The 25640-nt window shown below is 71.4% G+C and carries 26 protein-coding genes; 12 read left to right on the top strand and 14 right to left on the bottom strand.

Annotation, left to right across the window (positions count from 1 at the left end; translation table 11 throughout):
- Positions 1 to 12 precede the first annotated feature (12 nt).
- Positions 13 to 1491 (top strand): glycoside hydrolase family 3 N-terminal domain-containing protein, encoded by a 1479-nt coding sequence (locus tag AB0J69_RS42780; protein WP_364130295.1) that lies wholly within the window; start codon positions 13 to 15, stop codon positions 1489 to 1491.
- Between the two features lie 4 nt (positions 1492 to 1495).
- Positions 1496 to 2167, top strand: coding sequence for a pentapeptide repeat-containing protein (locus tag AB0J69_RS42785; protein WP_364130298.1), 672 nt, complete (start codon positions 1496 to 1498; stop codon positions 2165 to 2167).
- A gap of 8 nt (positions 2168 to 2175) precedes the next feature.
- On the opposite strand, the gene AB0J69_RS42790 is transcribed toward AB0J69_RS42785, so the two are convergent.
- Genes AB0J69_RS42790 through AB0J69_RS42810 form a run of 5 tightly spaced genes read right to left on the bottom strand, consistent with a single transcriptional unit; the run spans position 2176 to position 6514 of the window.
- Positions 2176 to 3156 carry a zinc-binding dehydrogenase gene (locus AB0J69_RS42790; RefSeq protein ID WP_364130300.1) on the bottom strand — a complete coding sequence of 327 codons (981 nt, stop codon included), beginning with the start codon at positions 3154 to 3156 and terminating at the stop codon, positions 2176 to 2178.
- A 56-nt stretch (positions 3157 to 3212) separates the two neighbouring features.
- Complete coding sequence (locus AB0J69_RS42795) at positions 3213 to 4250, bottom strand: nitronate monooxygenase (RefSeq protein ID WP_364130302.1); 1038 nt, start codon at positions 4248 to 4250, stop codon at positions 3213 to 3215.
- The gene (locus AB0J69_RS42800) at positions 4247 to 4969 is read right to left on the bottom strand and encodes a CoA-transferase (protein ID WP_364130305.1); all 723 of its coding nucleotides are present in this window, start codon (positions 4967 to 4969) and stop codon (positions 4247 to 4249) included. The genes AB0J69_RS42795 and AB0J69_RS42800 overlap by 4 nt, the downstream gene beginning before the upstream one ends.
- Positions 4956 to 5729: a CoA-transferase gene (locus tag AB0J69_RS42805; protein ID WP_364130436.1), complete on the bottom strand. Its 774-nt coding sequence runs from the start codon at positions 5727 to 5729 to the stop codon at positions 4956 to 4958. The genes AB0J69_RS42800 and AB0J69_RS42805 overlap by 14 nt, the downstream gene beginning before the upstream one ends.
- 56 nt (positions 5730 to 5785) lie before the next feature.
- Positions 5786 to 6514 (bottom strand): enoyl-CoA hydratase family protein, encoded by a 729-nt coding sequence (locus AB0J69_RS42810; RefSeq protein ID WP_364130308.1) that lies wholly within the window; start codon positions 6512 to 6514, stop codon positions 5786 to 5788.
- A gap of 45 nt (positions 6515 to 6559) precedes the next feature.
- Here AB0J69_RS42810 and AB0J69_RS42815 point away from each other — a divergent pair, with 45 nt between their 5' ends.
- The gene (locus AB0J69_RS42815) at positions 6560 to 7357 is read left to right on the top strand and encodes an SDR family oxidoreductase (protein ID WP_364130310.1); all 798 of its coding nucleotides are present in this window, start codon (positions 6560 to 6562) and stop codon (positions 7355 to 7357) included.
- A gap of 31 nt (positions 7358 to 7388) precedes the next feature.
- The gene (locus tag AB0J69_RS42820; RefSeq protein ID WP_364130313.1) at positions 7389 to 8300 is read left to right on the top strand and encodes an SDR family oxidoreductase; all 912 of its coding nucleotides are present in this window, start codon (positions 7389 to 7391) and stop codon (positions 8298 to 8300) included.
- An 89-nt stretch (positions 8301 to 8389) separates the two neighbouring features.
- Here the strand turns inward: AB0J69_RS42820 and AB0J69_RS42825 are convergent, their stop codons facing one another.
- Positions 8390 to 9043: an NIPSNAP family protein gene (locus tag AB0J69_RS42825; RefSeq protein ID WP_364130316.1), complete on the bottom strand. Its 654-nt coding sequence runs from the start codon at positions 9041 to 9043 to the stop codon at positions 8390 to 8392.
- Positions 9044 to 9260: 217 nt separating this feature from the next.
- Here AB0J69_RS42825 and AB0J69_RS42830 point away from each other — a divergent pair, with 217 nt between their 5' ends.
- The 3 genes from AB0J69_RS42830 to AB0J69_RS42840 all read left to right on the top strand — a co-directional run bounded on the left by AB0J69_RS42830 (position 9261) and on the right by AB0J69_RS42840 (position 10766).
- The gene (locus AB0J69_RS42830; RefSeq protein ID WP_364130319.1) at positions 9261 to 9548 is read left to right on the top strand and encodes a hypothetical protein; all 288 of its coding nucleotides are present in this window, start codon (positions 9261 to 9263) and stop codon (positions 9546 to 9548) included.
- 43 nt (positions 9549 to 9591) lie between these two features.
- The gene (locus AB0J69_RS42835; protein ID WP_364130322.1) at positions 9592 to 9852 is read left to right on the top strand and encodes a hypothetical protein; all 261 of its coding nucleotides are present in this window, start codon (positions 9592 to 9594) and stop codon (positions 9850 to 9852) included.
- 101 nt (positions 9853 to 9953) lie between these two features.
- Positions 9954 to 10766, top strand: coding sequence for a hypothetical protein (locus AB0J69_RS42840; protein WP_364130324.1), 813 nt, complete (start codon positions 9954 to 9956; stop codon positions 10764 to 10766).
- Here AB0J69_RS42840 and AB0J69_RS42845 read toward each other — a convergent pair whose 3' ends face one another.
- The 8 genes from AB0J69_RS42845 to AB0J69_RS42880 all read right to left on the bottom strand — a co-directional run bounded on the left by AB0J69_RS42845 (position 10767) and on the right by AB0J69_RS42880 (position 17976).
- Positions 10767 to 11513, bottom strand: a complete 747-nt coding sequence (locus tag AB0J69_RS42845; RefSeq protein ID WP_364130327.1) for an SDR family oxidoreductase — start codon at positions 11511 to 11513, stop codon at positions 10767 to 10769.
- Between the two features lie 43 nt (positions 11514 to 11556).
- Complete coding sequence (locus AB0J69_RS42850) at positions 11557 to 12762, bottom strand: hypothetical protein (RefSeq protein WP_364130330.1); 1206 nt, start codon at positions 12760 to 12762, stop codon at positions 11557 to 11559.
- Between the two features lie 43 nt (positions 12763 to 12805).
- Complete coding sequence (locus AB0J69_RS42855; RefSeq protein ID WP_364130332.1) at positions 12806 to 14101, bottom strand: DUF2252 domain-containing protein; 1296 nt, start codon at positions 14099 to 14101, stop codon at positions 12806 to 12808.
- 63 nt (positions 14102 to 14164) lie between these two features.
- A complete protein-coding gene (locus tag AB0J69_RS42860; RefSeq protein WP_364130335.1) occupies positions 14165 to 15148 on the bottom strand; it encodes a L,D-transpeptidase in 984 nt (327 codons plus the stop codon).
- Positions 15145 to 15525: a PadR family transcriptional regulator gene (locus tag AB0J69_RS42865; protein WP_364130338.1), complete on the bottom strand. Its 381-nt coding sequence runs from the start codon at positions 15523 to 15525 to the stop codon at positions 15145 to 15147. The genes AB0J69_RS42860 and AB0J69_RS42865 overlap by 4 nt, the downstream gene beginning before the upstream one ends.
- 32 nt (positions 15526 to 15557) lie before the next feature.
- Entirely contained in the window at positions 15558 to 16331 is a 774-nt protein-coding gene (locus AB0J69_RS42870; RefSeq protein WP_364130341.1) for an SDR family oxidoreductase, read from the bottom strand.
- Between the two features lie 12 nt (positions 16332 to 16343).
- Positions 16344 to 17468 (bottom strand): acyl-CoA dehydrogenase family protein, encoded by a 1125-nt coding sequence (locus AB0J69_RS42875; RefSeq protein WP_364130343.1) that lies wholly within the window; start codon positions 17466 to 17468, stop codon positions 16344 to 16346.
- Positions 17455 to 17976: a flavin reductase family protein gene (locus AB0J69_RS42880; RefSeq protein WP_364130346.1), complete on the bottom strand. Its 522-nt coding sequence runs from the start codon at positions 17974 to 17976 to the stop codon at positions 17455 to 17457. The genes AB0J69_RS42875 and AB0J69_RS42880 overlap by 14 nt, the downstream gene beginning before the upstream one ends.
- Positions 17977 to 18205: 229 nt before the next feature.
- Between AB0J69_RS42880 and AB0J69_RS42885 the strand changes: the two genes are divergently transcribed.
- The 5 genes from AB0J69_RS42885 (at position 18206) to AB0J69_RS42905 (ending at position 25636) form a co-directional block, all read left to right on the top strand.
- Positions 18206 to 19375: an acetyl-CoA acetyltransferase gene (locus AB0J69_RS42885; protein ID WP_364130347.1), complete on the top strand. Its 1170-nt coding sequence runs from the start codon at positions 18206 to 18208 to the stop codon at positions 19373 to 19375.
- Positions 19375 to 19809, top strand: coding sequence for an OB-fold domain-containing protein (locus AB0J69_RS42890; protein ID WP_364130350.1), 435 nt, complete (start codon positions 19375 to 19377; stop codon positions 19807 to 19809). The genes AB0J69_RS42885 and AB0J69_RS42890 overlap by 1 nt, the downstream gene beginning before the upstream one ends.
- Positions 19810 to 20722: 913 nt before the next feature.
- A complete protein-coding gene (locus AB0J69_RS42895; protein WP_364130353.1) occupies positions 20723 to 21460 on the top strand; it encodes a GntR family transcriptional regulator in 738 nt (245 codons plus the stop codon).
- A 202-nt stretch (positions 21461 to 21662) separates the two neighbouring features.
- The gene (locus AB0J69_RS42900; RefSeq protein ID WP_364130356.1) at positions 21663 to 22265 is read left to right on the top strand and encodes a GNAT family N-acetyltransferase; all 603 of its coding nucleotides are present in this window, start codon (positions 21663 to 21665) and stop codon (positions 22263 to 22265) included.
- Positions 22266 to 22738: 473 nt separating this feature from the next.
- Positions 22739 to 25636: a hypothetical protein gene (locus tag AB0J69_RS42905; protein WP_364130359.1), complete on the top strand. Its 2898-nt coding sequence runs from the start codon at positions 22739 to 22741 to the stop codon at positions 25634 to 25636.
- Positions 25637 to 25640: the final 4 nt, after the last annotated feature.

Genomic DNA, 25640 nt, shown 5'->3' on the forward strand with positions numbered 1-25640 from the left:
AGATTTCGGGGCATGCCCCTGAGCGGTGACCTGCTTCGCCTCGCCGACGCCGTCCTGTTCCCCGGTTTCCCGGGACAGACGCCCCCCGACTGGATCCGACGCCGGCTCGGCGAGGGGCTGGCGGGCGTGGTGCTGTTCTCGCGCAACATCGCCGGCCCGGCCCAGGTGGCCCGGCTGACCGCCGCGCTGCGCGCCGAGAACCCGGCGGTGCTCGTCGGCACCGACGAGGAGTCGGGCGAGGTCACCAGGCTGGAGGTGGCCACCGGCAGCAGCCGACCCGGCGGGTACGCGCTCGGCGTCGTGGACGACGTGGACCTCACCGAGTCGCTGGCCGCCGACCTCGGCGGGGACCTGGCCAGGGCGGGCATCACGATCGACTTCGCACCCTCGGCCGACGTGAACTCCAACCCGGACAACCCGGTCATCGGCCTGCGGGCCTTCGGCGCCGACCCGGAGCTGGTCGCCCGGCACACCAGGGCGTTCGTCCGGGGACTGCAGTCGGCCGGGGTGGCCGCCTGCGCCAAGCACTTCCCCGGGCACGGGGACACCTCGGTGGACTCCCACCACGGGGTGCCGGTCGTCGCCGAGAGCGGGATCGAGGACGCGTTGTTCCCTTTCCGGGAGGCGATCGCGGAGGGGGTCAAGGCGGTCATGACCGGACACCTCCTCGTGCCCTCGTACGACGCCGAGCGGCCCGCCACGCTCAGCCCCAAGGTGCTCACCGGGCTGCTCCGGGAGGAGCTCGGGTTCGACGGAATGATCATCACTGACGGCATCGAGATGGCCGCGGTGTCGGAGGCCCACGGAATCGGGGGCGCCTCCGCCCGCGCCATCGCCGCCGGCGCCGACGCGATCTGCGTCGGCGGCGAGCGGGCCGACGAGGCCACCGCGGCCGGGATCCGCGACGCGATCGCGGCGGCGGTGACCGAGGGGCTGCTGCCCGAGGAACGGCTGGCCGACGCCGCTCGCAGGGTCCGCGAGCTGGCCGCGTGGGCCGCCTCCTCGGGCAGCCCGGCTCCCGCGGACGCCGGCATCGGCCTGGCCGCCGCCCGCCGGGCGATCCGCGTCACCCGCCGCTCCGCCACGCCCGTGCTGCCGCTGGAGGCGGCGCCGCACGTGGTGGAGCTGGCCCCGGAGATGAACCTGGCCATCGACAGGAACACCCCGTGGGGCGTCGGCGAGCCCCTGAGCCGCCTGCTTCCGGGGACCGTGGTCACCCGCCTGACGGCCGGGCAGGCCACGGGCTCGGAGCTGGAGCGCCTGATCGGCGCGGCCGCCGGTCACCCGCTGGTCGCGGTGGTCAGGGACGTCCACCGCCACGCCTGGCAGTCCGAGGCCCTGCGGCACCTGCTCAGCGCCCGGCCGGACGCCGTGGTGGTGGAGATGGGCCTGCCCGCCCGCTCGGACCTGGGCGCCCTGCACGTCGCCACGTATGGCTCGGCCAGGGTCTGCGGCCAGGCGGCGGCGGAGTTGCTGACCGGTAGTCTCTGAGACCGTGAACTTCGACGGCGAGGACCTCTCCCGCAAAGCGCTGGCCGACCGGCTCCCGCCCGGGGAGGAGCACGTCTTCCGCGAGTGCGACCTGACGGAGACCGACCTGTGGGGCGCCTCGCTGGCGGGGGCCCGCTTCGAGTCCTGCGTGCTGGAGCAGACCGACTTCCGCAAGGCCGACCTCGACGGCGCGGTGTTCGCGGGCGGCGGCGGGATGCGGACCAGGTTCAACGACGCCGACCTCATCGACGCGGCCTTCACCGACGTGGACCTGTCGTCGGCCCAGTTCGCCGGGGCGCTGCTGACGGACGCCTCGTTCACGGGCTGCCGCATGATCGGTGCCGCCCTGACCGGCTCCCGGGGCACCGGCTTCAGGGTGACCCGCTCCAACCTGACCCTGGCCAACCTGGGGGGTTGCTCGCTGCGCAAGGAGGTCATCGAGGGCGTCCGCTTCGACGACGCGGACCTGTCGGGCTGCGACTTCACCGAGGCCACACTCAGCGACTGCCGCCTCATCGGCACGCGGCTGCTGCAGACGAAGTTCCACAAGGCGGACCTGCGCGGGGCGGACCTGGGCGAGCCGGACGACGCCAAGCTGCGCGCGTTCGCCGGCGCCATCATCAACCAGACGCAGGCCAACGCCATCCTGGCCGCCCGCGGCATCACCGTTCTCTAGCTGTTGCGTCAGAGCGTCAGCAGCGTCTTGCCGGGCACCGCCCGGGCCTCCATGGCCGCGTGGGCGTCGGCCGCCCGCTCCAGGGGGAACGTGCGCCCGATGACCGGCCTGATGTGCCCCGCCGTGGCGGCCGCCAGCGCCCGCTCCGTACGCAGCCGCGCCCCGTCCGGCTCCGACAGGCCGAACAGCTGGTCGAGCCCGATCACCGTCACGCCCCGGCCCGCGGCCTCGGCCGGATCGATCGTCGTGGCCGAACCGCTGGAGGCGCCGTGGACGGAGAAGGTGCCGCCCCGCGCGGTGACCTCGAACGCCGCCCGCCCGATCGGCCCGCCGACCCCGTCGAAGACCACGTCGGGTCCTTGCCCGCCGGTCCCGCGCCGTACGAGGTCCGTCCAGCCGTCGCGGGTGTAGTCGACCACCACCTCGGCCCCCAGCTCCCGCGCCAGCTCCGCCTTCGGCCCGCTCCCCACGGCGGCGATCACCCGCGCCCCGGCGCCCAGCGCGAGCTGCACCAGCAGGCTTCCCAGCCCGCCGGCGGCCGCCTCGACCAGCACCCAGTCGCCCGCGCGGATCCCGGCCCGGTCGACCAGCCCCACCGCCGTGCCGCCGTCGTGCAGTAGGGCCGCCGCCTCCGGCAGCCCCAGCCCCTCGGGCACCTCGACGAGCCCGTCCGCCTCGGCCACGGCCAGCTCCGCGTTGCCGCCGCGACCGGCGGCGGTGGAGACCGTCACCCGCCGTCCCTTCCAGTCCGGATCGACGTCCTCTCCCACGGAGACGACCCGCCCGGCCACGCCGCCGCCGGGCACGTAGGGCGGCTCCGGCAGCGGCGGCCCGGGCGTTATCCCGCGCCGCAGCTGCGTCTCCACGAAGTTGATCTCGGCCACCTCGACGCCCACGACGACCTGTCCCGGCCCGGCGACCGGATCCGGCACCTCCGCGGCCACCAGGACCTCCGGCCCGCCGAACCGCGTCACCTGTACTGCTCGCATGCTGGTCTCCCCTCATCGGTGTCGCGACCAGCCTGCTACCTCAAGCGGACTTGAGGTCAACTTGGTGATCGGCCCGGCAGGCGGGCCAGGGCCGAGTCCGCCTCCGCCATGACGCGTTCGATCAGCTCCCGGCAGGACGGCAGGTCGTCGATCACGCCCACCACCTGCCCGGAGGCCATCACCCCCAGGTCCACCCGCCCCTCCACCATGGCCGCCCGCAGCAGCACCGGCGTGTTCGCCGCCTGGAGCACCTGCGCCCAGGTCAGCTCGCGTCCCCGTCGCATGCGCCGCCCCTCGCGGACCATCGACCGCCACGACAACCCCGACAGCCGCTTGAACCTGGCCCCGTTCACCACCGCCCTGACCAGCCGCGACCGTTCGAGCGAGGCCACGAACGGCGTGCTCAGCACCCGGTGCGGCACCCCGTCCACGTTGGGCGTCACCACCGTCTCGCGCGCCGCCAGGTAGAACTTCTTCACCTCGTCGGGCACCGGCGAGTCGCTGGTCAGCAGGAACCGGGTGCCCATGGCGATCCCGCAGGCACCGTACGCCAGCGCCGCCACCAGCCCGCGCCCGTCGAAGAACCCCCCGGCCGCGATCACCGGGATGTCCACCGCGTCCACCACCTGCGGCAACAGCAGCGTGGTGGCCACGGGCCCGGTGTGCCCGCCGCCCTCGCCGCCCTGGACGATCACCGCGTCCGCGCCCCAGCCCGCCACCTTCTCCGCGTGCCGGCGCGCGCCCACCGACGGGACGGTCAGCACGCCCGCGTCCTTGAGCCGGGCGATCAGCTCCCGGCGCGGCGCCATCGCGAACGATGCCACCCGCACGCCCTCCCTGACCATCACCTCGATCCGCTCCGCCGCGTCGTCGGCGTCGGCGCGGATGTTCACCCCGAAGGGCGCGTCCGTGCGCTCCTTGACCCGCCGGATCGCCGCCGTCATCTCGGGCACCGACATGGTGGCCGCGCCGATCACGCCCAGGCCGCCGGCCGCCGAGGTGGCCGCCGCCAGCCGGGCGCCCGCGACGTACCCCATGCCGGTCTGCACGATCGGATGCCGGCAGCCCACCAGCGTGGTCAGCGCGGTCCTCACGCCGCAACCTCGCGGTCGCGCAGGCGGCCGGGGTCGAGCCGGTCCAGGACGCGGAGCTCCTCGGCGGTCGGCTCTCGTGTCTGGGCGACATTTCCGGAAACGTCGCCCAGCTCGAACCCCGTGGCCGCCACCACGTCGTCCACGCTCACCCCGGGATGCACGGACACCAGCCGCATGCCCCCATCAGGCGAGCCGAAGTCCAGCACGGCCAGATCCGTGACCACCCGCCGCAGCTCGTACGCCCCCCGGTCCGTGCCGAGCCCGCTGACCATGTCCACCTCGGGCACGAACACCCGGGTCGAGTGCCGGGGGATCCAGTAGCTCGTCGGGTCGCACCGCGTGTTACCCGGCGCGCCGCGCACCCCCAGCAGCTGCGCCTTGGGCCGCGCCCAGTCGCCGACGCAGGAGATGTTCGTGTTGCCGTACCGGTCGATCTGGCTGGCCCCGAGCATGACGTGCCGCCGGCCGTTCAGCACCAGCCACAGGTGCTCGCGGAACGGCAGCCACCCCTCCACCACCTCCGGCGCCTCCCCAAGACCGGGCACGTCGCCGGTGAGCAGGCAGGTGCCGTCGTGCGTGAGCAACTCCGGCTCGAACGTCAGCCGCGCCAGCCGCGCCGCCAGCACCGTGATCGCCCCGCCGATCCCGGCAGCGAGGATCTCCCCGTCGCCCCTGAACGCCTCCGCGCACGCCACCACGCAAACGTCAGCCCTGCTCACGGAACTCCTCCCAGGGGGTCTCCACGTACCGCTGCTGCGCCGCCTCGTCGCGCCCGTAGTCCGGCTCGCACGAGGTGAACCCGGCACCGCCCGGCGCCTCCACCACGCCCGCCACCATCGACCGGCTGATCAGCAACGACTGCACCGGCCCCTCCTTCAGCAGGTCGGCCGGGTCCACGATCCGCTCGCACGACACGTAGCACCGCCCGGCCGCCTTCGCGTAGAGGTCGTCGAAGTACGGATCCGGCCCCAGGTATTGCGCGTTCCCCCGGGCGTCGGCCCGGTTCAGGTGGACGAGCGCCACGTCCGTGGTCAGCGCCGGCACCGCCACCAGCTCCTCCCCGTCCCCGTACGGTGACCGCACCGTCCGCAGCCCCGGGTTGACCCGCATGACGTCCGACCCCGTCCCCGCCCGCGTCGGCAGGAACGGCAGCCGGTGCGCCCCCGCCAGCAGCCCGAACATGAACATGCCCTCGTCGTACTCCGTGAACTCGATCCTCCCGGCCTGCCGGGCCCTCCTGAAGTGCGGCTCCAGGGGGATGGAGTCCAGCGTCACGAACGGGGCCACGACCCTGCGCACCTTCCCGGCCGCGCACAACATGCCCACGTCCGGGCCGCCGTACGAGACGACGGTGAGGTCGCGGGCGGGGGAGCGGAGGAGGGCCCGGACGAGGGCCATGGGCTTGCGGCGCGAGCCCCACCCACCGATCCCGATCGTCATCCCGCTCTCCACGGAGGCGGCCACCTGCTCGGCCGTCATCACCTTGCTCGCCGGAACGCCCGCCGTGCCGCCCTCCGGAACGCTCGCCGGAGCCGTCACGTGAACCGCTCCCGGTGCCGGTCGCCGATGCCCAGGAGGTTCAGCTCGAAGGTGAAGCCCTGCTCGAAGCGGTAGCTGCGGTTGACATCCACCGGGTCGATGCCGTTGAGCGCCTCCTTGGCGCGCCGGACCACGTACGGGTCCTTGGCCGCGATCTGCCCCGCCACCTCCAGCGCCGCGTCCCGCAGCTTGTCGCGCGGCACCACCTCCAGCACCGACCCGAACGCGTGCAGCTCCGCCGCCGTGACGTTCCGGCACGTGTAGACCATGGCCCGCAACAGATGCTGGGGCACCAGCCGGGCCAGGTGCGTGGCCGCGCCCAGCGCGCCCCGGTCCACCTCGGGCAGCCCGAAGTACGCCTCCTCGCTGGCCACCACCACGTCCGCGTTCCCGGCCAGGCCGACCCCGCCGCCCAGGCAGTGCCCGTGCACGGCCGCGACGACGGGCACCGCGCACTCGTACACGGCCGCGAACGCCGCGTAACACGCCCGGTTGGCCCCGACCAGTGCCGTGAACCCCTCGGTGTCGCGCATCTCCTTGATGTCCACGCCGGCGTTGAACCCGCGTCCCTCGGCCCGCAGCACGACCACCCTGGTCCCGGGGTCGTCCCCGGCCGCCCGCACGGCCCGCGCCAGCTCCTCCCAGTCCCGCACGGCCAACGCGTTCACCGGCGGCACGTCCACGACGACCTCGGCGACGGGCCCGTCCAGCAGCGAGATCCCCATTACCCTCCTCGCTCCACCTAACGCTTGCTTGGTACGGTAGCACCCGTGACCGTGACTTTCGACTACGCGGGCAAGGCCGTCCTGGTGACCGGCGGCACCAGGGGAATCGGCGCCGGGATCGCCGCCGCCTTCCGCGCGGCGGGCGCCGAGGTCACCGTCTGCGCCCGTACCCGGCCCGAGTCCGTCCCCGACCGGTTCGTGCAGGCCGACGTGCGTGTTCCCGAGGACGTCGACCGGTTGATCTCTGGGTTCGACCGGCTCGACGTGGTGGTCAACAACGCCGGCGGTTCGCCGCCCGCGCCTCTGGAGGGCACCTCGCCGCGGCTGCACGCCCGCGTCATCGAGCTCAACCTGACGGCGCCATTGCTGGTCTCGCAGCGCGCGTACCCGCTGCTCGCCGCCGTCGGCGGGGCGATCGTGATGATCGGCAGCGCGAGCGGCGCGCGCCCCTCGCCCGGCACCGCCGCCTACGGCGCCGCCAAGGCCGGCCTGCACCACCTGGCCCGCTGCCTGGCCGCCGAGTGGGCGCCGCTGGTGCGGGTCAACACGGTCGTCGTGGGCCTGGCCGCCACGGTGGACGCCTCCGGCGCGAGCCCGGCCACCACGCGGGACACCTCCGGCGCGAGCCCGGCCGCTACGCGGGACGCCGCCGATCACTACGGCGGCCGGGCGGACCTGGACGGCAGGGCGATTCCGGCCGGCCGGATGGCCACGCCCGACGACGTGGCGCAGGCGTGTCTGTGGCTGGCCGCGCCCGGTTACGTGACCGGCGCGGAGGTACGGGTGGACGGCGGCGGCGAGATCCCCGCCTGGCGACACCTAGTTTCCGGCGACATTTCCTGATATCTCTGCTTGATCCTTCCGGGAGGTCTGTGTGGGAATCTGTGCCGGCCGCGTGGTGGTCGTGACGGGTGCCGGTCGCGGCATCGGCAGGGAACACGCCCTGGAGTTCGCCCGGCAGGGCGCCCGCGTGGTGGTGAACGACCTCGGCACCGGCCCCGGCGGCGAGGGACTCTCGGCCGGGCCCGCGCTGGCCGTGGCCCAGGAGATCGACCGGCTCGGCGGGCAGGCGGTGGCCAGCAGCGACGACGTGGCCGACTGGGACGGGGCCGCGCGGCTGGTCAAGACCGCCGTGAGCGCGTTCGGCCGGCTGGACGTGCTGGTCAACAACGCCGGCTTCGTACGGGACCGGATGCTGGTCTCGATGACCGAGCAGGAGTGGGACGACGTCGTACGCGTCCACCTCAAGGGCCACTTCCTCCCGCTGCGGCACGCGGCGGCGTACTGGCGGGAGCGGGCCAAGGCCGGCGACCGGGTCAGCGGCCGGGTGATCAACACCTCGTCCGGCGCGGGCCTGATGGGCAGCGTCGGCCAGGGGAACTACGCGGCGGCCAAGGCGGGCATCGCCGCGCTGACCCAGGTGGCCGCGGCCGAGCTGGCCAGGTACGGCGTCACGGTGAACGCCATCGCCCCCGCCGCCCGTACCCGCATGACGGAGGAGGTGTTCGCCACGGCCATGGCCAGGCCGGAGTCCGGCTTCGACCCCATGGACCCCGCGAACGTGGCCCCGCTCGTCGTCTGGCTCGGGTCCGAGGAGTCGGCCCACGTGACGGGGCGGGTGTTCGAGGTGGAGGGCGGCGCGATCTCCGTGGCCACCGGCTGGCACCACGGCCCGCACGTGGACCACGGCGCCCGCTGGGACCCGGCGGCCGTCGGCGAGGCCGTCACCACCCTCCTGGCCACCGCCCCACCCCCGGAGCCGGTCTACGGCGCGACCCCCGGGTGACGGCCGCGCGGACGGCCGCGACCGGACGGTCGCGGCCGGAGGGCAGCGGCCGGAGGGCAGCGGCCGGAGGGCAGCGGGGACCGGGTCCCTCAGCGCATGGCGGAGCGGGCAGTGGGGCGCAGGCGCAGCCGGACCGGGGCGGCGGTGAGGCGGGACTTCAGCGTCGGCAGCTCCACCTCCCGCTCCTCCTCCGGCGTGTCGAACCGGGCGAACCACACGAACACGTTCTCCCCGGTCCGTACGGGCAACCGCGGATAGGTGTTCTCCGAGTGCTCGGTCTCCAGGCAGGCGACCGGCGGCACCCCCGCCTCGGCCAGCACCGGGGCGACCTCCCGCGAGAAGAAGCCGGCGAAGCCGTCCTCGACGTGGTAGATCGTGGCGACGTACAGGGACGGCGGTGGCTCCCCGGCGCCCACCGGCGGCCGCTCCCAGGAGGGCGGCTCCGGCCCCACGGGGTGCAGCAGCAGCACGTCGTCGGAGTCGATCATCGTGGCGTTGGCCTCGTCACGGTGAGTGAGCCACACCGGCCCGCCGTAGAAGGCCTCCAGTGACGCCCGCCGGGAGGGCATGTCGGGAAAGGCCCGCAGCCAGGGGAACGTGTCGGGCTCGCCGGCCTCCCGGAAGGAGCCGGTGACGCGCATGCCCGTGGCCTCCTGCGCCTCGATGAACTCCCGCTCGAACAGCGAGATCAGGGTGTCCCGCCGTCCCGGGCGCATCGTGTAGCGCCGCAACTCGTAGATCATGCGAGGACGTTAGGCCCAGGTCACTGACACCTCATGTCAGCGTCCGCTCCGAACAATATTCTGATCACTGAGAGCTACCGTAAAGCAACGGAGAGTTATATGGTGGGGCTGACCTTGATCCCCTGAGGTCAGCGAAGGTCAAAAAGGGGTGGTGGTGCGCTCAAGGGCCCTGGCGAGCCGCCGTCCTGAAGGGCTTCCCACTGGCGAAGGAGCAGAAGTGATCAGAAGGGTGTGCGCAGCCGCGGCCGTACTGGCAGCGGTCGCCGGCGGCGCACTACTTGCAGTCCCCGCTCACGCTGACGACGACTGGGCCGGCCCGTGGACTGGTGACGACTGGTCCGCCAACCGGAGCAGCAACAGCGATTCGTCCCAGTCAGGAAACAACTTCGGTGACGTCCTCGCCGGCAACCACGGCGACGGACACTCCACCAACGTCAACAACGTCAACGGCATCGCGTCGACCGCCACCAACGGCGGGATCGCGGTGACGTACATCTTCCACTGACCGGCTGACGTCCGGAAGAACAGCACTCCGAAAGGACCTCGACATGATCAAGAAGCTCTGTGTGGCCGGTGCCATCGTCGCCGCCGCGGCCGGTGTGACCCTGATGTCGGCCCCCGCGTACGCCGACACCAATGCGGGCAACTCCAGCTCGAACAACGACTCCTCGCAGTCGGGCAACAACTTCGGCAACGTCGTCAACGCCAATGTGAGCGGCCATGGCGCGACCGGGGTCAACAACGTCAACGGCAACACGGTGACCGCCAGCAACGGCAGTGACGTGGTCGTCGACGACGTGCACGACTGATCGGGCGGGCCGCGCCGCGCGGCGCCAAAACGCGGCGCGCCCCGGATCGTGCGCGAGCCGGGTCCGATATGACCCGGCTCGCGGCGTAATAGCATCCGTGCGTGACTATCTGTGCTTATGCCACTTTTGCGGAGCCTGATGGCGATGACGAGCGTGACCTGGTGCTGGCCGCCTGGTGGGAGGCCGGCATCGAGGGGCGCGTCGAGCGCTGGGACGACCCGGCCGTCGACTGGAGCTCGTACGACGCCGTGGTGGTCCGCTCCGTCTGGGACTACATCCTCAGGCGGGAGGAGTTCCTCGCGTGGGCACGGGGCGTGGAGTCGGTCACGAGGCTGCTGAACCCCTACGCCGTGCTGGAGTCCAACACCGACAAGACCTACCTGCGGGGCCTCGGCGTGCCGACCGTCCCCACGCACTGGTCGTCGCAGGACCTGCCGGACTGGCCCGAATACGTCGTCAAGCCCACCGTCTCCGGCGGTGCCCGCGACACCACCAGGACCGCCGACCGCGCCGAGGCGGCGAGGCTGGCCGCGGCGCTGGAGGCCAAGGGGCACACGCCGATGGTGCAGCCGTACCTCGACATGGTCGAGTCGGAGGGTGAGACCTCGCTGCTGTACTTCAACGGCCGTCTCAGCCACGCCGTCCGCCGCAACCCCATGCTCGTCCCCGGGATGACGATCGACGACAACGCGCGGGCCCAGCTCCGCACACCAGCCCCGGACCAGGTCGAACTCGCCGAGAAGGTGCTCGCCGCCGTACCCCATGTCCTTCTCTATGCCAGGGTCGACCTGGTCCGGCTTTCCGACGGCACGCCCGCCGTCATCGAGCTGGAGCTGACCGAGCCCTGCCTCTTCCTGGGCTACGAGCCGTCCGCGGCGGCGAGTTTCGCCAAGGCGCTGGCCGAGCTGCTCTGATCAGCAGGAGATCCCGCCGTCCACCGGGATGACCGTGCCGGTGAGGTACGCCCCCGCCCGCGACGACAGGAAGATCGCCGCGCCCGCCATGTCCTCGGGCCGTCCGATGCGGCCCAGCGGGACGTTCGAGGCGATGGCCTCGCGGGTGGCGGGGTCGTCGAGCGCGAACGCCATCATCTTCGAGTCGAAGGGCCCGGGGGCGATGGCGTTGACCGTGATGTGCTCCTTCGCCAGCTGCTTGGCCAGGTGCCGGGTCAGCATGTGCACGGCGGACTTCGTCGAGGAGTAGGCGTAGCTCTCCAGCGCGGGCACCTTTAGGCCGTCGATCGAGCCCACGTTGATCACCCGGGCCGGGTCGTCCGCGCTCGCCGCCTCCCTCAGCCGGGGCAGGAACCTCTGGGTCAGGTAGAAGACACCTTTGACGTTGATGTTCCAGAGCTTGTCGAAGGCCGACTCCGGATACTCCTCCAGGGGCGCGCCCCACGTCGCCCCCGCGTTGTTCACCAGTACGTGCAGCGGCCCGTCCACCGCCGACACCAGCCGCTCCAGCCCCTCGGGCGTGGACAGGTCGGCCGGCACGGCGAAGCAGCCCAGCTCGGCGGCGGTCTTCTCGACCTCGGCCGCCTTGCGGGCGGAGATGTAGACGGTCGCCCCGGCCTCCATGAACCCGGCGGCGATCATGCGCCCGATGCCCCGCGAACCGCCGGTCACGACGACGGTCTTGCCTTCCACTGAGAACAGAGTCATGTTCTGGGAGCATGCCATACCGAACGGTCGGTTGCCAGAACGCCTAGAAGCCCTCGTCCTTGACCCAGAGCCGCAGCAGCCCCCTGAAGTGCTCGACGAACATCTCCCGCTCATGCGGCTGGTACGTCGCGAGCACCGTCTCCACCAGCAGCCGGTCGAACTCCGGCCCGGCCACCCACTCCAGCGTCAGCTCGTCGAGGCGCCCCAGGTGCCGCGCGCAGAAGTCGTGGTAGCGCTCGGTCTCGAAGTAGTCGTCCGCCAGCCGCCGGTATTGCGCCAGCCGCTCCTCGTAGCTCCCCTCGACGGAGAAGTAGTCGTGCGTCTCCAGGTCGATCCTGGGCCGCCGCCGGGTGGCCACGCAGAACACGCTCCACTTCACCAGCGTCTTGATCGCCCAGGGGAAGTAGTAGTGCAGGCTGGTCAGCGCCACGTCCGGGCAGGCGTTGGCGTAGTCGATGGGATGCACGTCCGTGCCCTTGACCAGCGTCTCGCAGGAGTTGAACTCCCACCGGAAGAACGCGTTCACCAGCCGCCCGATCGTGACGACCTCGTCCCCGACGGACGGCGACAGGAACTCGTGGTCCACGACGTAGCGGGCGTGCATCGGCTCCTCGGGCCGGAACCGCATCACCATCGTCTCCGCCCCGATGGACAACGACCTGGCGAACGCGTCGTAGCCCTGGACGGCCTGCTGGAGGTGCATGAGCATCTCGCCGCTCTCGTCGTAGGCCCGGTGCAGCTCCTCCTGGTCGCGCACCAGCGACACGCCGCGCCAGGCCCCGCCGTCGTACGGCTTCATGAACAGCGGGTAGCCGATGCCCTCGGCGACCTCGTCCAGGTCGAAGGGCTCGTTGTAGCGGGCGGCGGTGTAGGCGTACCGGGCGTTGTCGAGCGGGTTCTTGTACGGCACCAGCACCGTCTCCGGCACCTTGAGCCCGAGCCGCATCATCGCGCAGTACGCGGTGTGCTTCTCCATCGACTGGAACGTGAACGGGCTGTTGAGCAGGTAGACGTCGTCCATCATGGAGATCTTCTTGAGCCACTCGCGCGGGTGGTAGTACCAGTACGCCAGCCGGTCGATCACCAGCTCGTGACGCGGCTTGGCCCGCAGGTCGAACGGCTCGATCGTGAGCCGCTCGACGTCGAACGAGCCCACCCCCTCGATCGGCCCCAGCCGGCGCAGCAGGGTCTCGTACGCCGACGGCCAGTCCTCCTCCGTTCCCAGCAGCAGCCCGATCAGATGTCGCACAACGTGCCTCCTGCCTACCGCCCGCGCGGCGGTCGCAGGGGGATCACACGCCCGGGAGACGGCCGTTGCGGAACAGATCGACGAACCTTCGATGGTCTTCCCGGGCCTGTGCCCCATAACGGTGGGCAAAATCCACCAGCATCCCGATAAATCCGGACCTGTCGTTGCCGATCACCGCCACGATCGCCTCCTCCGTCGAGAAGTCCACGAGGTCGTGGCTGGACTCGTCGTCGGCGACCGAGTGCATGCGCGCCACCGCCCGCCCCAGGTCCTGCACGATCGAGCGCAGCTCGTCCGGCTCGTTGACGTCGTCCCAGTCCAGGTCGGCCGAGTACGGCGACACCTCGGCCACCAGCTGCCCCACCCCGTCGAGCGCGGTGTAGCCCAGCCAGGGATCGGCGTAGGCCTGCAGCGCCCGCTGCGACTCGGCCGTGCGGTGTCCTTGGTGCAGGAAGTAGGAGGCCACCTTCTCGTCGGTGATGTGCCGGGCCACCGCCGGCACCGCGGCCTGCTTCATGTACAGGATGACGTCGTTCTCCAGGGCCTGCGAGCGCCCTTCGAGCAGCAGGTTGTACGAGGGCAGCCCGGCCGACCCGATGCCCACGCCCTTGCGCAGCGCCACGTCCTTGATCACGTGCTCGACGGGGTTGACCGTCACGGGCAGCGTGGCCAGGTAACCCTCGAACGCCGCCAGCACGGCCCGCCTGGTCGCCGCGTCCACGGGCTCGCGCCCCTCCATGAGCGCGAAGCGCCGGTCGTAGTCGTCGACCACGGTCTCCACGTCCAGCAGCGCCACACGGGTGCTGAGCCGGGCGCGCTGGAGCACCCGGTGCAGCACGCCGCCGGTGGTGTCGAGGGTGAGCGCGCCGATCGCGTCGTCCCCGCCGGCCGCGATGGCGGCGAGTTCGACCAGGTACGCGCCGGCGAAGTCGGTCACGAGCATGCTGATGGAGTCGTCGGACAGGGCCTTGGCGTATCCGAGCAGGGCCACGCTGGCGGCGAACCGCTTGAGATCCCAGACGTACGGCCCCACGTACGCCTCGTCGAAGTCGTTGACGTTGAAGACCAGGACACCGGAGGCGTTCATGTACGTGCCGAAGTTCTCCGCGTGCAGGTCGCCGTGGATCCACACCCTGCTGGTCGGCCCGTCGAGGTAGGACTCGTCGGCGAAGCCGGCGGTCATGTCCGCGTAGAACAGGCAGGCGCTGCCCCGGTAGAAGGCGAACGGCGATGCCGCCATCTTCCGGAACTTCCGCCTGAAAGCGGCGGGGTCTCGCTTGATCGATTCGCCGAACTCCGTCATGAGGACATCGAGCAGGAAGGAGGAGCGTGTGCCCATGCTCCGGACACTAGATCCGGATCGTCCGACCGCATACCCCGATCTTTCCCTGACGGGGTCCGGTCAGGCCGCGCGAGCCCGCGGCAGGCCGCGCAACCCCGCGCCGGCGAGCACCAGGGACAGGGCGCCGAGCAGCACGCACTGCGCGCCGGCCGTCGTCCACTGGGGACCCTCGGGGAGGTTGACGAGCATCGGCAGCCGGGCCGCCAGCACCAGCAGCCCCGCGACCGCCAGCGCGAGCGCCCAGGACGGGGAGCGCCGCCGGGCCAGCACGACCACCGAGGCCACCCCCCACACCGGCACCGTCGTACCCAGGTCCAGCCACAGGTAGAGCCACTCGGCGTCCTGCGGCCGCAGCCAGACCACCAGCCACGCGGTGCCGAGCAGCGCCAGACCGGCGGCCGTCGGTGTGAGGGCGAGCGGCCACGGCCGCCGCCACGGTGTGACGTCGCTGTGGAAGCCCAGCAGCAACGCGATCACCGGCACCGCCACGAACACCAGGTTGGCCGCCTCCACCAGCGGCCGGGGCCCGGCCAGGAACGCCGGGACCACGAAGTAGGCCAGCGTCGGGGCGGCGCCGAGCAGGGCCGTGACCTTCGCCAGGAGGACGTGTCCCCGCATGATCGCCACGAACGCGACGGCCCAGCAGATGGCCGCCGCGGCGACGCCGATCGACAGCAGCCGGTCGGCCGAGCCGGGCGCGCCCATCAGGACGAACTCGGGGCCGAACACGAGCGCGCGGATCAGGTCGGCCGCCACGAAGACGGAGTCCAGGCTCTGGTAGGCCAGCCCGAACAGCGCGACGAGCCGGACGGTCTCACCCCAGGCCACGAAACGGGCGGGCGCGCCCGCGCCGCCGAGCCGCACCCGCACGGACAGGGCCAGCACGCTGGCGATCTCGCCCCAGCCGGGCCGCGGGTTCGCCTCGTCGGGCGCGTCGCCTGCCGACTCCAGGAACGCGTCCACCATCTCCTCCTCGCGCTCGGCGCGGTAGGAGGCGGGCAGCAGCCGCAGCACGGACCGGTAACGCAGCTCCAGCAGGCTCACGCGGCACCCCCCGCGCGAAGGGACGCGGCGATGCTCGCGAGGAGGGATGCGGCGGCGCCGCCGGCGGCTCTGGCGCGCAGGCGTGCGGTGGCGGCACTGGCGGCGGCGGCCATCCGGGTGGCCTCCTCCTGGAGCGCGCGGGCGCCCTCGTCGGTCAGCCGGTAGTAGCGCCGCAGCCGCCCCTGCTGTGCCTCCTCGCGGTCGAGGACCACCAGCCCGGCGGCCGAGAGCCGGTCGAGCACGCCGTACAGCGTGCCGATCTTGAGCTGCACGCGCCCCTCGGACAGCCGATCGACCTCCTGGACGATCCCGTAGCCGTGCCGGGGCTCGTCCACCAGCGCGGTCAGCGCCAGGAACATGGGCTCCGTTATATTCACCCTCCCACGATATCTTGTCTCGCAAGATATCGTCAGGGGTGCTGCGAGGAAACCGACACCACTTCGCCGGTCATGTAGGAGGAGTAGTCGCTGGCCAGGAAGACGATCACGTTCGCCACCTCCCACGGCTCCGCCGACCGCCCGAACGCCTCCTTGGCCGCCAGCTCGGCCAGCACCTCCTCGCTGGTCACCTTCGCCAGGAACGGATGCACGGCCAGCGAGGGCGCCACCGCGTTGACCCGTACGCCGTGCTCGGCCGCCTCCAGCGCGACGCACCTGGTCAGCGCCATCACCCCGGCCTTGGCCGCCGCGTAGTGCGCCTGCCCGCGCTGGGCCCGCCAGCCGATCACGGAGGCGTTGTTGACGATGACGCCGGAGCCCTGGGCGATCATGTGCTGGAGCGCGGCCCTGGTGCAGCGCATGGTGCCGTTGAGGGTGACGTCGATGACCGCGAACCACTGCTCGTCGGACATCTCGGCCAGCGGGGCCGTACCGCCGAGGCCGGCGTTGTTGACCACCACGTCCAGCCGGCCGTGCGCCTCCACCACCGCGTCGAACAGCGCCAGCACCTGCGGCTCCGACGTCACGTCGCACGGGACGGCGAGCGGCTTGACGCCCGTGAGCTCGGTCAGCGCGTCGGCGGCGGCGGCCAGGCGGCGCTCGTGCCGGTCCGAGACGACGATGGTCGCCCCCTCCTCGGCGCAGCGCTTGGCCGTGGCGTAGCCGATGCCCGCGCCGGCGGCCGCCGTGACCAGGGTGACCTTGCCGTCGAGCAGGCCGTGCGCCTTCGGGTAGGGCGGTGACATGGGCTGCTCCAATCAGCGGGGGAGTCCCAGGGTGCGCTCCGCGATGATGTTGCGCTGGATCTCGCTCGAACCGGCATAGATCGTGTCGGCCCGGCTGAACAGGTAGAGCCGCTGCAGGTCGTTGAGCCCGCCGGGCTCGTGCACCAGCCCGGCCCTGCCCTGCACGGCCTGCGCCAGCTCGCCCAGCCTGCGGTGCCACTCCGACCAGTACAGCTTCGCGATCGACACCTCGGGACCCGGCTCGGGGCGCAACATCCTGAGGGCGTTGAGCCGCATGATCTCCAGCTCCAGCCAGGCGCGCACGATCCGGTCGCGCAGCACGGGGTCGCCTGCCGCGCCCGTCCGCTTCGCCGTCTCGATGATCGCGGCCAGCTCCCGTCTGAACCCGATCTGCTGCCCCAGCGTGGAGGCCCCGCGCTCGTAGCCCAGCGTGGCCATGGCGACCCGCCAGCCGTCGCCCGGTGCGCCGAGGATGTTGCCCGCCGCCGTCCGTGCCCCGTCGAAGAACACCTCGTTGAACTCCGAGGTCCCGGTGAGCTGCACGATCGGCCGGACCTCGACGCCGGGCCCGCCCATGGGGACCAGCAGGTACGACAGCCCGCGATGCCGTACGGAGCCCTCCTCCGTACGGCACAGGACGAAGCACCAGTCGGCCACGTGGGCCAGCGAGGTCCACACCTTCTGGCCGCTGATCACCCACTCGCCGCCTTCGAGCCGGGCCCGCGTCTGGACGTTCGCCAGGTCGGATCCGGCCTCGGGCTCGGAGTAGCCCTGGCACCACAGCTCCTCCCCGCGCTGGATCGGGGGCAGGAAGCGGTCCTTCTGCTCGTCGGTGCCGAATTCGAGGATGGTCGGGCCGATCAGGCCCTCGCCGATGTGGCCCACCCGAGCGGGGGCGTCGGCCCTGGCGTACTCCTCGTGGAAGGCGACCTGGTCCTCCAGGGAGGCGGCGCGGCCGCCGTACCGCTCGGGCCAGCCCAGGCACGTCCAGCCGCTCTTGCCGAGGTGGCGCTCCCACGCCAGCCGCAGCTCGTGGCCCTCGTGCTCGCGACCGGGGCCGCCGAGCCCCCTGGCGTGGGCGAACTCTCCGGTGAGGTTCGCCTCCAGCCAGGCTCGTGCCTCCTCACGAAGGCTCAAAGAACCCTCCGTAGCCGCCGCGGAAGAAGACCAGCGGCCCGCCGTCCGCGTGCGTGTCCAGCTGCAGCACCCGGGCCACCACGATCATGTGGTCGCCGGCCAGGTGCTCGGCCTCGACCGCGCAGTCGAGCCAGGCCAGCGCGCCTTCGAGCACCGGGTTGCCGCCGGGGGAGCCGGTCCACTCCAGGCCGGCGAACTTGTCGCCGCCCTTGCCGGCCATCTGCGCGCAGACGGCCTGCTGGTTCTCGGCCAGCACGTTCACGGTGATGACCTTGGCGCCGCGCACCCGGGGCCAGCTCGTGCTCGTGTGCGCCACGCAGAACGCGACCAGGGGCGGGTTGAGCGAGACGGAGGTGAAGGAGTTGGCCGCCAGGCCGCACGGCTGACCGTTCACCGGGTCGACGGCCGTGATCGCCACCACCCCGGTGGCGAACCTGCCGAGCACCTGCCGGAAGCGGCGGCTGTCGAGGTGGCCGTTCGGGCTGTGCTGGGATGGGCCCGTCGGCATGGCGGCTCCGTTGCGAATCCTGCGCTGTTGGGGCGTCGGAAGGCCGCGACAGCCGTCCGGCGCTATGAGCCGGGCAGCGTGTGTGCTCATGGTCCGCCTCCTAGTCCACCGACTGCGCCTATCTTACCAAGCGCTTGCTTGGACGGTAGGCGCAACCGGAAAAAGCTGTCAAGTCGAGCCTCCGGACCTGCATTGACAGGGGCGAAAGAGGCTGCCTACCGTGACGGGTGTGCCCAAGCGCTTGCTTGATTTCCGTGACCGCACCGCCATCGCCGGGGTCGGCTACACCCCCTTCACCAAGGACTCCGGGGTCAGCACCCTGACGCTGGCCTGCCGCGCCGTGCTCGCCGCCCTGGACGACGCGGGCCTGACGGCGGACGACGTGGACGGCCTGGCCACGCACCGGGTGGGCGACTCTGCCCCGCCCACCCTGGTCGGCCCGGCGCTGGGGCTGACGGACCTGTCCTGGCACCTGGACCAGTTCGGCGGCGGCAGCGTCTCCCACGCGGTCGTCGGCCAGGCCGCGCTGGCGGTGGCGGCCGGGATGGCCGAGACCGTCGTGTGCTACCGGGCCATCAACGCCCGCTCGGAGTTCCGCATGGGCGGGACGGGCCGGGGCGTGCCGGTCAGCCCCGAGGTGCAGTACCAGGCCCCGTACGGGTACGTGGCGCCGCCCCAGCAGTACGCCATGTACGCCCGCGCCCACATGCTCCGGTACGGCACCAAGGCGGAGCACTTCGGCCACCTGGCGGTCACCCAGCGCGCCAACGCGGCCAAGAACCCGCGCGCCCTCATGCGCGCCCCCATCACGCTCGACGACTACCTGGCCAGCCGGTGGATCGCCGAGCCGTTCCGCCTCCTGGACTGCTGCCTGGAGACCGACGGGGCGTGCGCCGTCGTCGTCACCACGGCCGAGCGCGCCCGCTCGCTGCGCCGCCCGCCCGTCCTCATCTCCGCCGCGGCCTGGGGCGGCGGCAGCTCCCACCTGTCGGGGCCGGCCACCGACCCCACGGTGACCGCGGCCGCCACCCTGGCCCCACGCCTTTACGCGCAGGCCGGGCTCGGTCCGGGCGACATCGACGTGGCCGAGCTCTACGACTGCTTCACGTACTCGGTGATCGTCCAGCTGGAGGACTACGGCTTCTGCGCCAAGGGGGAGGGCGGCCCGTACGTGGCCTCGGGCGCCACCTCCCTGGACGGCGCGCTCCCGGTCAACACGCACGGGGGCTTCCTGTCCGAGGGTTACGTCCACGGCATCAACCACATAGCCGAGGCGGTGTCCCAGCTCAGGGGCGACGCGGGGGATCGCCAGGCGCCGGGGGCCGAGGTGGCGCTGTCGACCGCCCAGCCCGGCTACATCCTGCCCGCCACCTCGGCCCTGATCCTGAGGAGGCCGTGATGGCCGCGTACCGTCCCGAGCCCGACCGCGACTCCCGGCCGTGGTGGGAGCGGGTCGCCCGGCGGGAGTTCGCGGTGCAGGAGTGCGGCACCTGCGGCAGGCTGCGGTTCCCGCCGCGGGCGTTCTGCCCGGAGTGCCGTACGGAGGTGTGGCGCTGGCGCGAGGCGGCGCCCGAGGGGACGGTGGAGAGCTGGATCGTCAGCCACCAACCGTTCGTGCCGGGGGCACGCGATCCATACCTAGTGGTAATGGTCCGTTTGGCCGCGGTGCCGGGGTGTCTGGTGTACGGCAACTGGCGCGGGGAGCGGGATCCGGTCTACGGGGAACGGGTGCGCGTCTCGTACACCGAGGTCAGAGACGGGTTGACTCTTGTCGACTGGATGCCCGAAACCAGCGGCTCCCTCCGGGACGGCGAAAATCCTCCCGCAAGTTGACCTTGCTCCAGAAATTGGATTGGTACCGGAAAATCCCACCAGTCCCACCATCCCGAAAGCTGCCCCCACGTTGGGCTCCGAGGGTTGATGATGATGCAGTAGGCGTCGTCAGCGTGGACGGCTCGGACTTGGCGGCAGACGTGATCGAAACGGACTCGGTGGCGAAGGTGACCACACGGTCACGCGACACGATCCTGCCTGCCTGCCGCCCCGGCCCCTGGCCGTCACGCTCCGGAACCCGGGTCAGCCGCCCCGGGATCCGGGGGCGGGCGACCCGTGCGCCGCCGGGAGAAACAACAAAGCCCCCATCGGGAGATGGAGGCGTCGATCGTGGTCGGTCCCTCGGAGGAAAGCGCGCCCTGGCGGGCGTGGGGGACCCGCCAGGACGCGCTTCCTGCCCCGTGTGTGACGGCGCCAGGACTCCGGCGAGGGATGGAGTCCTAGACCGTTGGCTCACACACGGAGTCGATGGGGGAGCGTGAAGGTCCCTGCTGCCGGCAACGTGTGGTGATGCGTCGAGCTGCACCGACCGGGTCATCGAAGCGATGCGTGACGGGGGCGCCACCCTCCTTGTTCCAGACAAAGGATCCGTCTTCGCACCGCACGGTCAGCTCAGTCAACACCGATAGCACGGACGAGCCGTTGCCATCGCTCTGACAGGTGTGGGTTGACCCCTGGTGGTGCAACGCGTAACGCAGTAAACGTGTTGCTTCACAAGGGTCATGCCAGGGCAGGTATGGCGTACCCGTGCGGACCGGCAACACTGGCCTTCACCCCCTCACCGGCCTTTAGATGGATTTGTACCAACGAATGGATGATGGGCCGGTCGAGGTGGTTCGGTCAAGGGGTTGTGGCCTGCTAGAACCAGATCGTCTAAATTGTTGGAACAAAAGGGGTGAAAGTGGCAAGGTCGGTGCTGTATCAGCAGGTGGCTTCGGAGTTGCGACGAGCCATCTACTCGGGTGTCCTCGGCCCCGGGGCACAGCTGCCGACCGAGGCGCAGCTCATGGAAGACCATGGGGTGAGCAGAAACACCGTAAGACTGGCCCTTGGGGAACTCGTCAACGAGGGACTCGTCACGCGCACGCCACGGCGCGGAACGGTGGTCAGAGACCGTAGACCCCTGCTGATCTATCCGCAGCGGGAACTCGAGCCGCAACCCAGAGGGGAACTGCGGGAAGCCTTCGCCTTTGCCGTGGCGCAGGAAGGCCGCGCGCCAAGCCAGTACATCGAGGTGCTGACGGTGTCTCCCGTCGAGGAGATCGCCAGCAGGCTGGAGTTGGCGGATGGGGAGTTGGCGGTGGTGAGACGCCGTCTGCGTTTCGTGGACGGCCAGCCGTACAACACCAACGATTCCTACTTTCCCCGTGACATGGTCGCGGACTCCGAGATCGCCAGGCCCGGTGACATCGCGCGAGGGGCGAACCGGGTGCTGGAGGAGTTGGGCCATGCCCAGGTGCGCGTCGTGGACGACATCTGGGCCCGCATGCCCAACCAGGAGGAGGCCGAGCGCCTCCAGCTCGAGCTCGGCACGCCAGTAATGGTCTATGTCCGAGTGGGTTACGACGGGGCCGACATGCCAGTCCGTGTCGCCGTGTCGGTGTTGCCAGCCGACAAACATCTGATCAGGTACGAGCTCGATCGCCGCTGACGAGCTCGGGGTGAAGGGGTGATCCTGCCGGCCGGGCGCAGCGAGAAATAGCCGCCTCGCTGGCCTGGGGGAGTCGTGCATACTCCCCTAAATCGCCATTTATCCATATATATCGGGTTGAGGCCCCGATTCGCCCCTATGCGACATTGCGTCATCACGCTATGCATCGGGGCGGACACCCCATGCAACGAAGGGTTGTATTATGCACACAAACACCCTCCTTCATCCGCTCTCACTCCGTAGAGCGGAACCCGCGGACCTTCCCGGCGTACTCACGCTGCTCGCCGACACCGCCGAGTGGCTCTATGCGCAGGGGGTGCGGCAATGGCCGCGCGGAGGTTTCGGTCCCGAGCGGATCGAGCCGCTCATCGACGAGCGGGTGCTGTACCTGCTGGACGACGAGCTCAGATATCTCGACCCCGATGAATCGGCCCCGCCGGTGGCGACCATAGCCCTCGACGATCACGCGGACCCGGAGTTCTGGACTCCGGCCGACGACCCGGGGGCCGCGCTCTACATCCACAAGCTGGCCGTCGCCCGCCCCTGGTCGGGCAGCGGTCTCGGGGACGCCCTCCTGGACTGGGCCTGCGCGTCGGCCTACGCGGCGGGTCTGCCCTGGCTGCGCCTGGACTGCGCCAAGGACAATCCCCGGCTGCAGGACTACTACCGGACCCGCGGCTTCCGCCACGTCCGTACGGTGGACCTGCCCCACCGGTCGTCCGGGGCGCTCTTCCAGCGCAGCTCGGAGGACGTGCCGATCACGGTCTTCCGTGACCTGACCCTCGCCGAGCTCATCAGCGCCTGATCACCCCCTTCGACGGCCCGGCCCCGGTTCCGGCGGCCGGGCCGTCCCATGTCGCGCGCTCCCGTACCGGCTTGCTGAAGATTGTCAAAGCCGTTATGAGCGGTGTGCCGCCTTCCGGAAAGCTGATCTTTTTCGGATCGGGCACGAGGAAGGACCGGTGGACTTCGCGATCCTGGGCACCATCCGCCTCAGGGGTTTCGTCAGCCGTTCAGCACGAAGATGGCGGTGGAGAGGGTACTGATGGCGTACTTGGCGTAGCGACGGGCGGTCTTGACCCTAGGGATCTCCCTGGTTCCTCAGGTGGCGCACGGTGGCGCCCTCTGCGATCAAGGATGTGATCGGCCGCCAGAGAGTCCCTGCACACTCACCACAAACCGGGGCCGCGGAGCAACTGAGTACGCCCTACTCATGTGCCGCGCCCACTCGCCCCGCACCCTGTAGGCCCGGACGGCACCGACACAGGGGAGCGGGAGATGGGCAACTGGGCGCGATGGGGCAGGGCACTGGTCGCCGCCGTGCTGGCGGCGGGGGGCCTGGCGGCCTTACCGAGCGGGTACGGCGGAGCGCCGGCGGCCGAGGCGCGGGCCGGCGCTCCGGCCACGCAGGAGGTGACCCTGCGCATCATGTCGGTCGAGTGCGCCTCGGCCTGCGACGGCACCGGGATCGAGAGCACGGGCATGGGCAAGCCCGACTTCTTCGCCGAGCTGTTCGTCGGCTCGGCGTCGAAGACCACTCCCATCGTGGAGAACACGGCCCAGGTGTTCGTCCCGGACGGCTGGACGCTGACGGCTCCGGTGTCCACCTCCCTACCGTCGGTGGAGCTCGCCGTCCGCATCCTGGAGGACGATCCGCCCACCGATCCCAACGGCGACGACGTGGCCGACGCCTCGCGCAGGAGCGGCGACACGGCGGCCCGCTTCACGCTCGACCTGGTCGACGGATCGCTTTCCGGCGACCTCACCGACCCGACGGGGTGCACGATGGGTGGCGGGGACGGGCATCCCGTGCAGGTCTGCTACAACATCCAGCCGTACAGCTTCCAGGACAGCGACGGTGACAGCTTCACCGACTACGCCGAGCACCGCGGCCTGGACTTCAACGACGACGGCGTCATCGACCTGCACCTGGAGCAGTGGGCAGATCCGCGGCGGCGCGACCTGTTCGTCGAGATCGACTGGATGGCCGGCCTCAAGCCCCGCGACGGCGTGCTCGCCGCGGTCGAGGGCGTCTTCAACAACGCGCAGGTCACCAACCCGGCGACCGGGGCACAAGGGCTGGCGCTGCACCTGATCGCCGACGAGGAACTGCCGTTCGGCGAGTCGCTGTGGTTCGAGGACGACCGGTTCCCCGGGCCCGACGACGACTTCGACGATCTCAAACTGGGCAGATCAGATCGGACCTGCACGAACGTGGGCGAGGACGGGCACTTCGGCACCCCAGCCGACCGCGCCGGCCCGCTCTGCGATCAGATCCTGCTGTTCAAGCGCCTCCACTTCCGCTACGGCATCTTCATCAACGGCCTGGGCCCGGCGACGGTGCCGGGACCGAACGGCACCACGGTGCCCAACACCACCTCCGGCCGGGCCGAGATGGACGACCGCGGCGGCAACGACTTCGTGGTCTCGCTCGGCCGGCTCGCCGCGGCGGAGGACCTGAACAGGTACGGCGGCCGGGACAAGGCCGAGCAGGCCACGCTCCTGCACGAGCTGGGACACACCTTCGGGCTCGGGCACGGCGGGCGCCGGGACAACGGGACCGCGGACCACGTCAACTGCAAGCCCAACTACCTGAGCGTCATGAACTACCCGCTGCAGTTCGCCACGGTGGCGACGCTGCCCGCCGACCAGCACCTCGACCCCGCCCGCCCGCTGGACTTCCAGCGGCTCACCAACGTCCAGACGCTCAACGAGGCGGCGCTGGACGAGACCAGCCTGCCGGGCGTGGCCGGCGCGGGCTCGCGGCGCATCATCTGGGGCGGCAACGGCGCGGGCCGCTGGTTCCACGCCCCTGCCAACGATCGCCTCAACTGGAAGGTGGACACCCTGCCCGACGGCAAGCCCAAGCTGGAGTCGTCGGTCGCGGTCGACCTCAACCTCCTGACCAACTTCGGCGGGTGCGCCCAACCCTCGCCCGGGCAGATGCTGGTCAGCAACCCCGACTGGGACCGCCTGGTCTACAACTTCACCAACAGCCCCTACTTCTCCGACGGCGTGCACGGGCCCGCCCTCGACGAGATCGACGCCGTGGACCTGAGGGCGCTGGCCGCGGCCGATCTCGGCGTGACGAAGACCGTGGACAAACGGGACGCGGTGCCCGGGGACGAGCTCACGTACACGATCACCGCGAAGAACGCCGGGCCGGGCACCGCGACGGCCGTCTCGATCACCGACAACCCGCCCACGGGCCCGGACATCACCCGTGCCCTGCCCGACCTGCCCGCCGGGCAGAGCTCGGAGCAGAGCGTCACCTCCACGGTGCCGTGCACCGTCACCGACGGGCAGGTGCTGACCAACCGGGTGACGGTCACCGGCCGCGACGGCTCGGGCAGGGCCGAGCCGGAGTGGATGCTGGGCGACAACACCGCCACGGCCACCACCACCGCCCACGTGCCCGGCATGGCCGTGGAGGTCGAGGGGACCAGCTCCGCCGGCGCGGGCGAGGCGCTCACGTACACCGTCGCCTACCGCAACACCGGCTCCGCCCCGGCCACGGGCGTGGTCCTGACGCTGGAGGCGCCCGCCGAGGTGTCGCCGCGTACGCTGCGGCACGAGGTGGGTACGGTGGCGCCGGGCGCGTCCGGGACCGCGCGGTTCACCGTGCGCACCAGCCTGCTGACCGTCGGCGGGACCGCCGTCACCGTACGGGCCGCGGCCGAGTACGGCGGAGCGGGCGGCTGCGCCTACCCCGCCGCCACCGCCACGGCCACCACCACGGTCACGGAGCAGCCGCCCAGCCGCGACCCCCGGCCACCCACCGTGTGGCTGCTGCACGGCGGCCAGTGGTCGGCCGAGCTGCTGGCCCGGGTGCAGGCCACCGACACCCGCTTCGACGGCGCCGACGGCTCCGCCCCCGACGGGGTGCTGTCGGCGGCCGAGGTGCGCAAGGTGCTCCTGCTGCCGGTGACGCCCCCTTCCCTGCTCCGGGCCGAGCTGCTGGCGGTCTACCTGAACCTGGGTGACCGGCGCTTCAACGCATCGACCCGGATCGAGTCGCTGACCGCCACCCAGCTGGGGACCGCGACAGTGGGCGCCGCGGCCAGGCACGCCCAGGCCACGCTGCAACTGCCCACGACCCCGGCGAACCTGCTCCGCTACACCACGGCACACCTCCTGCTGACCTCGATCAACCTCAACATCAGCCCGCGCTACTGACCGG

Origin of the sequence: Nonomuraea sp. NPDC049709 (assembly GCF_040674815.1) — a bacterium.
Classification (GTDB): domain Bacteria; phylum Actinomycetota; class Actinomycetes; order Streptosporangiales; family Streptosporangiaceae; genus Nonomuraea.

Coding starts and splice junctions, on each gene's coding strand:
- AB0J69_RS42780 (WP_364130295.1), top strand. CDS start 13: ATGCCCCTGAGCGGTGACCTGCTTCGCCTCGCCGACGCCGTCCTGTTC.
- AB0J69_RS42790 (WP_364130300.1), bottom strand. CDS start 3,156: ATGCGAGCAGTACAGGTGACGCGGTTCGGCGGGCCGGAGGTCCTGGTG.
- AB0J69_RS42805 (WP_364130436.1), bottom strand. CDS start 5,729: ATGACGGCCGAGCAGGTGGCCGCCTCCGTGGAGAGCGGGATGACGATC.
- AB0J69_RS42810 (WP_364130308.1), bottom strand. CDS start 6,514: ATGGGGATCTCGCTGCTGGACGGGCCCGTCGCCGAGGTCGTCGTGGAC.
- AB0J69_RS42825 (WP_364130316.1), bottom strand. CDS start 9,043: ATGATCTACGAGTTGCGGCGCTACACGATGCGCCCGGGACGGCGGGAC.
- AB0J69_RS42835 (WP_364130322.1), top strand. CDS start 9,592: ATGATCAAGAAGCTCTGTGTGGCCGGTGCCATCGTCGCCGCCGCGGCC.
- AB0J69_RS42845 (WP_364130327.1), bottom strand. CDS start 11,513: ATGACTCTGTTCTCAGTGGAAGGCAAGACCGTCGTCGTGACCGGCGGT.
- AB0J69_RS42855 (WP_364130332.1), bottom strand. CDS start 14,101: ATGGGCACACGCTCCTCCTTCCTGCTCGATGTCCTCATGACGGAGTTC.
- AB0J69_RS42870 (WP_364130341.1), bottom strand. CDS start 16,331: ATGTCACCGCCCTACCCGAAGGCGCACGGCCTGCTCGACGGCAAGGTC.
- AB0J69_RS42880 (WP_364130346.1), bottom strand. CDS start 17,976: ATGCCGACGGGCCCATCCCAGCACAGCCCGAACGGCCACCTCGACAGC.
- AB0J69_RS42890 (WP_364130350.1), top strand. CDS start 19,375: ATGGCCGCGTACCGTCCCGAGCCCGACCGCGACTCCCGGCCGTGGTGG.
- AB0J69_RS42900 (WP_364130356.1), top strand. CDS start 21,663: ATGCACACAAACACCCTCCTTCATCCGCTCTCACTCCGTAGAGCGGAA.
- AB0J69_RS42905 (WP_364130359.1), top strand. CDS start 22,739: ATGGGCAACTGGGCGCGATGGGGCAGGGCACTGGTCGCCGCCGTGCTG.